The 11,866-nt window shown below is 42.2% G+C and carries 18 protein-coding genes; 8 read left to right on the forward strand and 10 right to left on the reverse strand.

The window, feature by feature from the left end:
* From FYJ45_RS27840 to FYJ45_RS27875, 8 genes are all read right to left on the reverse strand, one after another.
* Positions 1-107 (reverse strand): AAA family ATPase (locus FYJ45_RS27840; protein WP_154468239.1); only part of this gene is annotated, 107 nt, incomplete at its 3' end.
* A 47-nt stretch (positions 108-154) separates the two neighbouring features.
* A complete protein-coding gene (locus FYJ45_RS33360) occupies positions 155-316 on the reverse strand; it encodes a hypothetical protein (RefSeq protein WP_002304403.1) in 162 nt (53 codons plus the stop codon).
* Between the two features lies 1 nt (position 317).
* On the reverse strand, positions 318-428 hold the full coding sequence (locus tag FYJ45_RS27850) for a hypothetical protein (RefSeq protein WP_456298390.1): 111 nt from the start codon (positions 426-428) through the stop codon (positions 318-320).
* Between the two features lie 56 nt (positions 429-484).
* Complete coding sequence (locus FYJ45_RS27855) at positions 485-1,591, reverse strand: IS30 family transposase (RefSeq protein ID WP_154468240.1); 1,107 nt, start codon at positions 1,589-1,591, stop codon at positions 485-487.
* A gap of 96 nt (positions 1,592-1,687) precedes the next feature.
* Complete coding sequence (locus FYJ45_RS31600) at positions 1,688-1,792, reverse strand: hypothetical protein (protein ID WP_154468241.1); 105 nt, start codon at positions 1,790-1,792, stop codon at positions 1,688-1,690.
* Positions 1,793-1,804: 12 nt separating this feature from the next.
* Positions 1,805-2,572: a 23S rRNA (adenine(2058)-N(6))-methyltransferase Erm(B) gene (erm(B), locus tag FYJ45_RS27865; RefSeq protein ID WP_255420040.1), complete on the reverse strand. Its 768-nt coding sequence runs from the start codon at positions 2,570-2,572 to the stop codon at positions 1,805-1,807.
* Positions 2,573-2,576: 4 nt separating this feature from the next.
* Positions 2,577-2,921, reverse strand: a complete 345-nt coding sequence (locus FYJ45_RS27870; protein WP_198957774.1) for a helix-turn-helix domain-containing protein — start codon at positions 2,919-2,921, stop codon at positions 2,577-2,579.
* A gap of 100 nt (positions 2,922-3,021) precedes the next feature.
* The gene (locus tag FYJ45_RS27875; protein ID WP_002304408.1) at positions 3,022-4,158 is read right to left on the reverse strand and encodes a tyrosine-type recombinase/integrase; all 1,137 of its coding nucleotides are present in this window, start codon (positions 4,156-4,158) and stop codon (positions 3,022-3,024) included.
* A 382-nt stretch (positions 4,159-4,540) separates the two neighbouring features.
* Here FYJ45_RS27875 and FYJ45_RS27880 point away from each other — a divergent pair, with 382 nt between their 5' ends.
* Positions 4,541-4,918 carry a helix-turn-helix domain-containing protein gene (locus tag FYJ45_RS27880; RefSeq protein ID WP_002578940.1) on the forward strand — a complete coding sequence of 126 codons (378 nt, stop codon included), beginning with the start codon at positions 4,541-4,543 and terminating at the stop codon, positions 4,916-4,918.
* A gap of 162 nt (positions 4,919-5,080) precedes the next feature.
* Here FYJ45_RS27880 and FYJ45_RS27885 read toward each other — a convergent pair whose 3' ends face one another.
* Complete coding sequence (locus FYJ45_RS27885) at positions 5,081-5,635, reverse strand: ImmA/IrrE family metallo-endopeptidase (RefSeq protein ID WP_002304410.1); 555 nt, start codon at positions 5,633-5,635, stop codon at positions 5,081-5,083.
* A gap of 51 nt (positions 5,636-5,686) precedes the next feature.
* Positions 5,687-6,136: a helix-turn-helix domain-containing protein gene (locus FYJ45_RS27890; RefSeq protein ID WP_002304411.1), complete on the reverse strand. Its 450-nt coding sequence runs from the start codon at positions 6,134-6,136 to the stop codon at positions 5,687-5,689.
* 286 nt (positions 6,137-6,422) lie between these two features.
* On the opposite strand from FYJ45_RS27890, the gene FYJ45_RS27895 reads away from it, so the two are divergent.
* From FYJ45_RS27895 to FYJ45_RS27925, 7 genes are all read left to right on the forward strand, one after another.
* Entirely contained in the window at positions 6,423-6,986 is a 564-nt protein-coding gene (locus FYJ45_RS27895; RefSeq protein WP_002304412.1) for a hypothetical protein, read from the forward strand.
* 262 nt (positions 6,987-7,248) lie between these two features.
* The gene (locus tag FYJ45_RS27900; RefSeq protein WP_002304413.1) at positions 7,249-7,554 is read left to right on the forward strand and encodes a helix-turn-helix transcriptional regulator; all 306 of its coding nucleotides are present in this window, start codon (positions 7,249-7,251) and stop codon (positions 7,552-7,554) included.
* Between the two features lie 514 nt (positions 7,555-8,068).
* Complete coding sequence (locus FYJ45_RS27905; protein ID WP_002578938.1) at positions 8,069-8,476, forward strand: type II toxin-antitoxin system PemK/MazF family toxin; 408 nt, start codon at positions 8,069-8,071, stop codon at positions 8,474-8,476.
* 6 nt (positions 8,477-8,482) lie between these two features.
* Entirely contained in the window at positions 8,483-8,719 is a 237-nt protein-coding gene (locus FYJ45_RS27910) for a helix-turn-helix domain-containing protein (protein WP_002304418.1), read from the forward strand.
* Between the two features lie 117 nt (positions 8,720-8,836).
* Positions 8,837-9,460, forward strand: coding sequence for a helix-turn-helix domain-containing protein (locus FYJ45_RS27915; protein WP_002304420.1), 624 nt, complete (start codon positions 8,837-8,839; stop codon positions 9,458-9,460).
* A gap of 4 nt (positions 9,461-9,464) precedes the next feature.
* A complete protein-coding gene (locus tag FYJ45_RS27920) occupies positions 9,465-10,838 on the forward strand; it encodes a site-specific integrase (protein WP_002304423.1) in 1,374 nt (457 codons plus the stop codon).
* Positions 10,839-10,923: 85 nt separating this feature from the next.
* Positions 10,924-11,229, forward strand: a complete 306-nt coding sequence (locus tag FYJ45_RS27925) for a hypothetical protein (protein WP_002304425.1) — start codon at positions 10,924-10,926, stop codon at positions 11,227-11,229.
* Positions 11,230-11,866 lie beyond the last annotated feature (637 nt).

Below are 11,866 nucleotides of genomic sequence, written 5' to 3' on the forward strand. Positions count from 1 at the left end.
ATATGCACTGATTTATCCATATCTGATTCCTTTGCGACAATTGACGCAGTTGTTGTTTTTCCTGTCCCCGGTGAGCCTGTAATCACAATAATTCTTCCTTGATTCATCTGTATTTTCCCTCACAATTTGAATTTATCACTTTGTTCCTGCCTGCTCAATCATCTTCTTCGCAAACTGGTTTTCCCTGACCCTGATTGCCCACCAAGTAAAAAAGCGGTTGGCGATTCAACCGCTTTTTTACTTGAACCAATTCTTCTAAATTATCATTTAAGCGATTCTCAAACTGTTTGTCAGTAAAATTGACTATATTTGCCATATTAAGCCACTTTCTCTTTATTCAAAACTTGTTTTGAGTAACGATTCATTGACCGCCAATACTCATGAACGGCTTGTAATTCTTCTAAAGAATAATCAAAAAGATTTCGCAAATTGCAAGTGCAAGTTGGACACGTGCACGGTAGAACTTAGTGAATCAGAGCGTCGGTCAGGATGGAAGCCGCAGGCTTCCGTCCTGGGCGATGCTGCCGCAGCCTTCGGCTGCGTAAACAGAGTCGAGGAACTCGTCAAACAGTTCCTCCGGGGTGCGGTAGCCAAGCTTCTTGCGAGGCCGTCCGTTCAATTCATCAGCTGCAGCCAAGATATACTCAGCAGAGAAAGCCTCAATGGACACACCCTTCGGAACAAAGGTTCGAAACAGCCCGTTGTGGCGTTCGTTTTGGGGACGTTCCCACGAGGTGTAGGGATGCGCAAAGTAGACTGCACAGCCCCAGCTCTCGACCTGACTGAACGCAGAGAACTCTGAGCCGTTGTCCACGGTAATGGTCTTGAAGACCTGTGAGAACTTTTCTCCGAATTCTTCCCTGAGTGACTGCATGGCGTTCAGAACAGAGTCTGCATCCTTGCCGGGAATCCGGATGGCAATATAGTTCTCCGTTTTCTTCTCCAACAGGGAGAGGACAACAGCCTCTTTGCCGCCCCTTTTGCCGACCACGGTGTCACCTTCCCAATGACCTTCCTCGATGCGCAGAGCCGCAATCTCAGGCCTCTGGGAAATGTCTGTGCCGAAGCTCTTCTTGTGTTCACGGGGCTTGGAGCCCTTGTGCTGCTTGCGTTTCATGGCTTCGGGCAGTTCTATCACAGACAAGTCAAGGCTGCCTGCCCAGACCTCATTGTAAAGCGTGTGGGTGCAGACCATCTCCTCTGCTGAAAACAGCCCGTGCAGACGAGCATAGCCGACGCAGGCATCCAAAGACCACTTGTGTTCTTTGACCTGTTCCATTATCCAGCGAATGAAGCGAGTGCAGTGACAAATTCGGTGTGGTTTCCGAGAACGCTTCCTGTTCGCCCTGTAGGCCGCTTCTCCACGCCTTGCCGAGTATCCGGGCTTCCTGCCCTTGCTGCTCTTTCGGGGTGGTGTGCCGCGCTTTAGCTCGTTCCCAACGGTGGTTGGTGAACATCCGATTGCTCTGGCAATGGCTCTGTTCGTGTAGCCAGCGTTCTTGAGATGCTGGATTGCGCCTCGTTCCTCTCGCTGTAAGTGCTGTCCCTTCTTGCGTTCTACCAATTCTGTGATATAATCTTGGCAGTCCATAGTGATTGCCCTCCCTTGGAAGAAGTTGTGTGCTAACTTCATTCTACCATGTGGGGAAAATCACTATGGATTTTTTCTTAGGTGTCCAACTTCATTTTACAATCGACCATCAAAAAGATTTACACGTTTTGCAAGCTTTAATTGGTTTAATAAATTGACTTCCAATAATTGAGAGTCATTTTTATTTAATTCATGGTTCAAAACATAGTTTAATTATTTCCTCCCGTTAAATAATAGATAACTATTAAAAATAGACAATACTTGCTCATAAGTAACGGTACTTAAATTGTTTACTTTGGCGTGTTTCATTGCTTGATGAAACTGATTTTTAGTAAACAGTTGACGATATTCTCGATTGACCCATTTTGAAACAAAGTACGTATATAGCTTCCAATATTTATCTGGAACATCTGTGGTATGGCGGGTAAGTTTTATTAAGACACTGTTTACTTTTGGTTTAGGATGAAAGCATTCCGCTGGCAGCTTAAGCAATTGCTGAATCGAGACTTGAGTGTGCAAGAGCAACCCTAGTGTTCGGTGAATATCCAAGGTACGCTTGTAGAATCCTTCTTCAACAATCAGATAGATGTCAGACGCATGGCTTTCAAAAACCACTTTTTTAATAATTTGTGTGCTTAAATGGTAAGGAATACTCCCAACAATTTTATACCTCTGTTTGTTAGGGAATTGAAACTGTAGAATATCTTGGTGAATTAAAGTGACACGAGTATTCAGTTTTAATTTTTCTGACGATAAGTTGAATAGATGACTGTCTAATTCAATAGACGTTACCTGTTTACTTATTTTAGCCAGTTTCGTCGTTAAATGCCCTTTACCTGTTCCAATTTCGTAAACGGTATCGGTTTCTTTTAAATTCAATTGTTTTATTATTTGGTTGAGTACTTTTTCACTCGTTAAAAAGTTTTGAGAATATTTTATATTTTTGTTCATGTAATATCCCTTTTTATTTGCTGTGAATATTCGCTCATTTTTCTTCCTCAATAAAAACTCTACCAGCTAACCAACATTCGTCTAATTCATTTGGGAATAATTCAAGCTGGCGAATCATATAATGTGTACTTGGAATGTAATCAAAATAAAACAATAGTGCTAGATATAAACTCCATGGAATTGGGCGTGTCCGATTTTCGTAGGCACTATAAGTTTGTCGTGAAATACCAACAGCCGAAGCAATTTCTTCTTGTGATGCACCAACTTTTCCTCTGAGTGCGGGTAACTCAATCGCCAATTGAGTGGCCAAGTTCTCTTTCTCATCTTTACTAAAATTCCAAAACTGCTTATAAGCATCTCGCCCTACAAATTGAATCAATAAATCTCCTCCTGGGTATACTCTTTCGTAGAGTACATTACTCCACGAAAAAACACCGCCAAACACTGAAAACTCAGCATTATTTGACGGTGTTGACAATTTATTTGACGGCTAATAAATCAGAAAGCCGTTGCATATTTTCTCTTTTTAAATCCATGGATGGGTGTACATAGCGATTCATTGTAATATTCACGCTGGCATGACCCAATATTTCGCTGAGACTTTTTACATCGAATCCAAGCTCTATGCACCTTGTAGCAAATGTATGACGTAACGAGTGATAATTTGCGGAGGTGATTCCGCTGTTTTTCAATACCTTCTTAAAATGATTTTGCATGGTTCTTGGTTCTAATGGATTCTGATCGCTATTGGTTAGGATGTAGCCAGTAGAAGAAGCTTTGTGTGCTGTAAGAATAGTCATTAAGCCATGGGGTACTGGAATAGTACGGATGGAGCAAGCACTTTTTGGTGTGGTAACAACAATCCTTGTCTTGTATTCACTGTTGGTTCTATCTTGGATTCTCTGGAGCGTTTGATGCACGTGGATTGTGTAATCTGAGAATGAAACATCTTCCCATCGTAACGCACAAATTTCACCTACTCTGAGACCAGTGAATAAACATACTAATATACCAATATTGCAGGAATCAAGATTAGAATACAAGTATTGGCATAATTTTTCCTGTTCAGCACGACTCAAAACTCTCATTTCCTTCGTTTGACGTTTTATCTGTATAGATCGTGCGTCACAAGAAATGGCTTTCCCGTTTCGGGTGGCAAATTGTAAGACATTTCGAATTAGAGATAAAATATCTGAAACAGTTTTAGAGGAAAGTCCATTCTCCTTTAATCCACCAGAAACAAGGAAAAAATTACACTGCGTTTCAATAAACTCGTGTGTTATATCACGCAATTGTTTGCTTCCGAACACAGGAAGTATATACGAGCTGAGAAGATTCCTATATTTGTTGCTTGTAGATTCCTTCACTTTAGGACATATAGCTTGAAACCATTCCATAGCAACCTGTTCAAATTGATCTGAGCTAATTTCTGGATCGACAGTGACAGAATTACTCGTGCACGAACTTTGACTGATAAGTTTTGCCTTGACTTCTCGATATGACTTTGCATAAACATAACCGTAATTGGCTTTGCCTGTAGAAGATCGGGACTTAATGTATCTTCCTTCCCATCTGCCGTCTTTCCTTTTGTAAATATTTTCTCCTTTTCGTGCCATAAGGTACACCTCCTTCAATATGACTATAATTCTGACGGCAAATTGTGACTTTGGAACTTTCTAAGATGGATTTTTGTGCAAAACCTCGTGTTTTATGTCCCTAACATATTGACAAACAGTGCGACAATTTGTAAAATAAAGATATAAACTAAAAAAAACAGAGAAGAATGCGATTCGTGGAGTAATGTACTCTACGAATTTTTTATTTTAAAGAACCTCAAGATAGCTCATATTGTCGTCTTGGGGTTCTTTTCATTCTATCATTTAATGCAATCTGCCTATAAAATTTTATCATATTGCATTTATAAATGCAACTTGCACCCGATGTTGGTTGTTGAGATTTTTGGTACATTTTATAATGTATAGCAGAATCATACACAGCATGGAGGTGATTGAAACGCAACCGGAAATTGATTACGTTAAGATTGGTCAGCGCATTAGAGCTGCCCGACTGGAAAAGGGTTATAGTCAGGCTGATTTGGGTGCGTTGGTTGGTTGCTCGAACAATCATATGAGCCATGTTGAAGTTGGACAGACGAAAGTTTCTTTGGCAATGCTTCTAAAACTGGCATTCGTCTTGGAAAAGAACTTTGACTATTTTTTACTGGATACCCCATATGCAAAATGCGACAGCATCATTGATAATGAGATTGCTGCAAAACTGAAAAAGTGTAATGTAACAACATTGATAACCGTAGGAAAGTTGATTGATGTCTTGATTGACCAGCAAGAGATGATAAAAAAAGCGGAGCTTGATTGATATAATGAAAAAGAAGCCCATTGACGGTACAGAGTGAACTGCTATGGGGTTCTTTTTTGCAGCACAATATACTGATTCTTTAAGAAGCAAAAAGTCCACCAGTCATGATGCACTACGCATCGTACTGGTGGACTTTTTCTGTAAAGATATAAAAATAGATATTCATATATCGCCATAACCAATGTCGTTATCGTAGGCATGAAGATCTTCTTTCAGGAAATCTGCTTTACGAATATACATCGAATTTACCAGCTCTCCTTTTTCGTGGAGCAGGCTGAATTTGTAGTCTAATAATGCTGCCGGTACATAGAGCATTTTAGCCGTTTCAAAAAATGTGTGTTCCGAAAGGCATTCCAGGACTTTCCCATCTTCTAACAGAAGCTCCGCCGCAAAGAAGTTTGCTTCATTTTCTTCGATTGATCTATCATCAAAAACTTCCATTTCTTGAAAGCCGTGCATCATAGCGATTTTTGTATGCAGGACAGCGTGTCCTAATTCATGTGCGACTAATATACGCTCCAGGATACCGTTCACATTGTGATCTATCACGATATTCTTTTGTCTGGACTGGTAATAGAAGAAGCCCTTCAATTTCTTCTGTAAATCGTAATAGTGGATTTTGATACCTAACAGCTGACATAGCTCGTAAGGGTCTCTGGTGTGATATTTTCGCACAAGCTTATCGACAGTTTCAATGATATGCTCTGCCGTTTTCATTTGCTTCACCTCCGAATCGCACACAGAAAACATATTCTGTGCTTGAGGATTTTACTCTTTATCTTTATGCTTTCTGTATTTCTTCGGAGTGTACTTTTCCCGTGCTGTTTTCTTAGAGTCCATATAAACTGACATAATCGCCTGGAAGAATACATCTTTTGCGTCCTCGTCCAATTCTCCACCGGCAAACAGAGAATTTACACGACCCAACACTTCCTGAGCTTCTTTTGCTCCTTTTGAACCGAAGTTTTCCTTTGCCTCTAAAATAAACATATCCTGATCTATATGGCTCTGGCTATCCGTTTCAGATTCGTCCAAAAGATAGGACACAGAGATATGCAGTGCTTCAGCAAGTTTTCTGATGTTGCTTTTTCTGGGGAGTGTTCCGAGCTGCTCATAGGTGTAAAGGGATCTTTCGGAAATGCCGGTCATCTGGGCAAGCTCCGTTTGAGATAGGTTCATAGCCAAACGAGCTTCTTTAATTTTTTCTCCAAATGTCATGGTAGTATCCTTCCTTTCAAAAAATATTTATTCGTAACTTCCGATTATTTGTTGACAAACTTCTGGAAAATGCTATAATAAGAATCATAACAGAAGTTTTAATTCCACTTAATTATATATCGGAACTTTTATAAAGTCAAGAACTTCCGATTTCACTTCTGTTATTTTAATCAAATATCGGAAGTTATAGTCATTCTTGTCCCATGGTATTTGTTTCCCTTTAGCCAAGTGACAGGAGTTAGAAAGGAATTCTTATTTTATGGATTAGGCTGAAAGGAGATTCTGAATGAGCAGATATAATACACAGGTATTAAGCAGTATTCGAATGCTTTGCCGGATGCAGAACATTGACGAGAAGGTTCTGTATGAAAGAGCAAAGCTGATTTTATCCATATATCGAGAGGTGTGCTGGTCTACCATTGATCGTGCGAATGATGTATGTGATACCCTTATTTGTACTTACGGTGACAGCTTAGATGGTGCATTGATTTATCTGGAGAACTTTGCTCCGGATGAAGCGAGAGAACGATTTGAAGAACGCATTCGCAGCTTATTTGAGACAAAGTGGATCATTGAACTGGTAGATATGGCTATGTTGAAAATCAGAGAATATCCAGATAAAGGCGCTCTGTACTGTGAGATTATCTCAAAGGCATATCTCAACCGCTTCAAGTACAGGGAATCAGAAATGCTGGAGGTTTTGAATATGGAACGCAGCACCTACTATGACCGAAAGAAAGAAGCGATACTGTTATTTGGTCTGTCACTTTGGGGAACAGCCATTCCTAAATTGAAAGATTTCCTGGAAAGTGCCCGGGAGGAAGAAGCATTGTGTTATTGTGAATGCTAAGACAGGATTTTAGTCCGACTAAAATCCGATGAAAATACGACGGTTCCCCTACTGAAAGTCCGACTTGTCCAGTGTTAAAATGGCTATGCTGGGAGATAGCGGCATAAAATTGAATAGAGAGAGTTACGCCTCGTGCCTGTAATGGGTACGGGGCTTTTTTTATACCTGCCTATTTTCCCCCATAATTAACACAAAGGCATGAACGAGAGCTTGGAGTAATTTACTCCGGCTCTTTTTTTATGCCTGCAAGGAGGACAGGCAGATGGCAAAGGGTATTGAGAATCGGGCACGATCTCCTCCCGCTGTTTTTGATTTTGCAACTTCACAAATTCAAAAACACGGAGGAACGAAAATGTATTACGACTTGGTTGAAAGCGGAAAAAGAATTAAAGCCTTGAGAAAGGAACATGGGCTTACACAGGAACAGCTTGCGGAGCAGTTAGGTGTTGCCGCAAACACCATTGCACGAATTGAAACCGGCAACAGAGGTATCTCTATTGATTTGGCAATCGAACTGGTTGTGCGCTTTGAGACAACCCTTGATTACATATTTTTAGGTCGTGAATAACCTCAAAACTATACCTACGAGGCAATAAAAACTTGCATGAGGAACAGGTACAATTTAGATACAGCCAAAGAAAATCGGCTGCTTGATCCTTGAAAACTGAATACACAGTCATCGAATACGTTCCTGTTGCCGGTGCGAGAGCATCAGCCACATCAGCGGTACGCCGAGACGTATCGGATAGAGAAACAGAACGACTTTCTTCTATAAATTAAGCGCTTGTCTCTCTCCCGATGCCAGCGATCAATACTGGCTTGTAAATATTGGGTTGCTCCCAATACGGCCATGAAAGCAACAGGATTAAAGATACTTCTCTACGGAGCTGGCGGAGAACCCGGCAGAGGTTAGATTCCTATGGAACTGATTCGCAATCAGTCGTTCGGTGATTCCCTGAGGGCGTAAGCCCTCTTTCCCAGGGGTGCGTGGCAAATATGGGACACATAGACTTTTGGACTGACTGCCTGATTCCTTTCTGGCAGTCAGTTATTACATAGCCAACGAAAGGAGGTCATGGCACATGATGAAAGAAAATTGGGTATATTGCCGTGGTGATATTTATTGCGCCAAGCTGGACCCGGTAGTTGGGTCGGAACAAGGCGGCATCCGTCCGGTTATCGTCATTCAGAACGATACCGGTAATAAACACGCTCCCACATTGATTGTGGCAACGGTCACCACCAGAATCCATAAGAAAGCGAATATGCCGACGCACTTTGTTATTTACGACAATCCTGCATTCAAAGAAGCGTCCGTTGTTCAGCTGGAACAGATTCGTACCATTGATAAAAGCAGGATTGATAATTACTTAGGTAAGGTAACGCCCCGTGAAATGGTAGCGATTGAGAAAGCCTTATCTGTCAGCCTGGCAATGGAACAGCTGAAAAAGCGTTCCCCAAAACATAAAGCAAAGAGAGCGAAGGAGTGAACATAAATGTTTGAAGAAAGAATCGCTGCCATGAATCAGCGCACCGAAGAAGCGATGGCTGCTAACGCAGTTCAGTTTGATAAGAGAACCTATACGGTTGATGAGATTCAGGATATTCTGGGCATCAGCAGAACCAGCGCATACAACCTTGTGAAAAAGAAAGTTTTCCATAGCGTCCGCATCGGTGGCAGTATCAGAATCTCCAAAAAGAGTTTTGATGAGTGGTTGGATCATCAAATGTAAGATTTGTCAAGGGCGTCGTACAACCCGGCGACAAACTTCAAAACATATTGAGAGTTCGATAAAATGTAGCCATGACAAGAAACACATGGCTACATTTTTTACATAGGAGGTTGTACGATGGCGGAAATGAGAAAACGCACGAGTATGTCTGTTCTGGAAATGGGCAGGATGCTCGGTCTTGGTAAAACGGAGTCATACTGGCTCATTAAGAAGAATTACTTCAAAACCATTCTTGTCGGCAACACCATGAGGGTGATGATCGACAGCTTTGAAGAATGGTATGCCAATCAGTTCAAATACCAGAAGGTCGATGGAACCCCTCCCGGCGAGGAATTGAAGAAAACTACATATTCAATGGAGGAGCTTGGACAGCGCCTTGGGCTGAAAGAAGCGACTGCTTACGAACTGGTTGCCAAAGGGCATTTTGATGTGGTCGATGTCCTGGGCAAGCGCAGAGTGACAAAGGAGAGCTTTGAAAGATGGTATGCTTCTCAAACCGATTACCGCACGGTAGAGGATCAGGAACTGGATGCAGATATTATGGCATCCACCTACGGTCTGCCGGAAATGGCAAGAATGCTTGGGGTACATCGTCAGACCATTTACTATATCGTTGCCAATGAAGATTTTGAGCTTATCAAGGTTGGCAGGTATAAGCGAGCTACCAAAGAGAGCTTTGAAAAATGGTATCACAATCAGACCCGCTACCAGTTAGCGGAAGATAGACAGGAAAGGAGCTGATTACATGGCATCTATCGTTAAGAGAAAAAAGAAGTATTCTGTGGTTTATACATACACCGATGAGAACGGCAACAAGCGTCAGAAGTGGGAAACCTTTGAAACGAATGCCGAAGCAAAGAAAAGGAAGTTGCAGGTTGAATATGAGCAGGAGTCCGGAACCTTTATTCCCCCTTCTGCTAAAACCGTCAATGATCTTTTGGATGAGTATATGTCAATCTATGGTGTGAACACCTGGGCGATGTCTACCTATGAAAGCAGAAAGAGCCTGATTGCAAACTATATTCGTCCCCTCATCGGTGATATGAAGCTGGAGGATGTCACGCCGAGAATCATGGACAAGTATTACCGAGATTTGCTTTCTGTCAAAGCGGTTTCTTCTAAGTATGTAAAAGCCCGTACAGAATATCTGACTCCGCATACTGTCCGAGAGGTTCACAAGACATTGCGAAATGCTTTCAATCAAGCGGTCAAGTGGGAATTGATGACCAGAAACCCTGTGGAGCACGCTACGCTGCCGAAAGAAGAACACAAGACCAGGGATATCTGGACAGCAGAAGTGCTCCAGAAGGCTCTGGAAGCCTGTGACGATGATATTCTTCGTCTGGCTATTAACCTTGCCTTCTCCTGTTCCCTGCGAATGGGCGAGCTTCTGGGGCTTACCTGGGACTGTATTGACATTTCCCCCACCAGTATTGAACTTGGTCAGGCAAGCATCTTCGTTGAAAAGGAGTTGCAGAGAGTAAATCGTGAAGCGATGGCAGATCTGGACGGTAAGGACATCATGTTCAAGTTCCCACCGACCTTCGCCAGTACGCATACCGCATTGGTTCTCAAAACTCCTAAGACCAAAACAAGTGTCCGCAAGGTGTTCTTACCGAAAACCGTAGCGGAAATGTTGGTACAGCGAAAGGCTGACATCGAAGAACTGAAAGACCTTTTCGGTGACGAGTTCGTAGACTTCAATCTGGTTTTCTGTTCTTCCAATGGCAAGCCGATTGAGGGGCAGGTTATCAACCGTGCTTTCAATAAGCTGATTGAGGAGAAGGGACTGCCGAAAGTGGTTTTCCATAGTCTCCGACATTCCAGTATCACTTACAAGCTGAAGCTGAACGGCGGCGATATGAAATCCGTTCAAGGCGATTCCGGTCATGCACAGGTCAAGATGGTAGCGGATGTTTACTCCCATATCATCGACGATGACCGCAGACTGAACGCTGAAAGAATGGAAGCTGCGTTCTACTCAGGCAGACAGGCAACGCCTGAGCCGGTTCAACCAGCCGCAACGGAAAGCTCCGCTGATGATAAAGAACTTCTTCTGAAGCTTCTGCAAAATCCGGAAATGGCAGCACTCCTGAAGTCGCTGGCAAAAACATTATAGTAACTGCAAGGGCAGATCCTTTTACATAGCTACAATAGCTGTAAAAGGGTCTGCCCTTATTTTTTTGTTATGGAGGTCAACGAGTATGGATAGAATCTTTATGGACGAGTATTACGAGCATCTGAGAGCTGACAATATCGAGGCATTTTCCAAGGAAAGGAACGACGAATATGTTGGCAGAGCTGAGGAATACAAAGCAGCAAAGTCGGCATTGCTTGAAGGATTGGGACTTGAGCATTTGTTTGACCATAGCCATGAACTGACTCCGAAAGAGAAAGAAATATGGATGCTGTTCGATAGGGTTGATGTAGCAGAGCTTCTTGCAAGGGATGCTTTTGCCAAGGGTGCTTATATGCTCGGCGCTGAGGATAGAGAGATTATGCTGAAATAAAAAAAGACCTGCTTCGGCGGGTCTAAATTACATAGAATCATTGAGTCTGAAAAACCTTTGAAATTCTTAATAATTCTGGTTGAAAAATTCATTTTGAAATGATATATAAAACAGACTGAAATCTGTGTCTAAGGACACCCGCACCCTCACACGAGAATGAATAGGATTTCCTATCATTTCGCATCACGAGAAGTTACATAGTGACATTTACTTGCACTTGCAACGTCCACCAAAAATCGAAAGACTTGCTAATTTCGAGCCAATCGGACGGTGTAAAATCCCTCTGAATTAGCTATCACAGCGTAGTATCGGATGGGATTTGAAATGCTGAAAAACCTTGTATTTCCAAGCATTTTTAAGCATTAGATGCCACTTCCCGATGTCGTATCGGGTCTACTCCTAAGGGGCAGTTGAGGGTTCGATTCCCCCAGGGAACGTAAATCCGTACAAAAAGAACAACATCTTTTTGTACGGATTTTTTATATTACCGCATATATTCTTATTTATTGCGCAGCGCCGAAAGGCGCTGGCAGGTTGTAAATAATCCTCTCGATACTTTTATACTTAAATATTTATTTTCCACATCGCTACGCCCTTTTCATGTTTTTATCCACACCCTTTAGGCATTCGTAGCCTT

The organism is Eisenbergiella porci (assembly GCF_009696275.1).
Lineage (GTDB): Bacteria > Bacillota > Clostridia > Lachnospirales > Lachnospiraceae > Eisenbergiella > Eisenbergiella porci.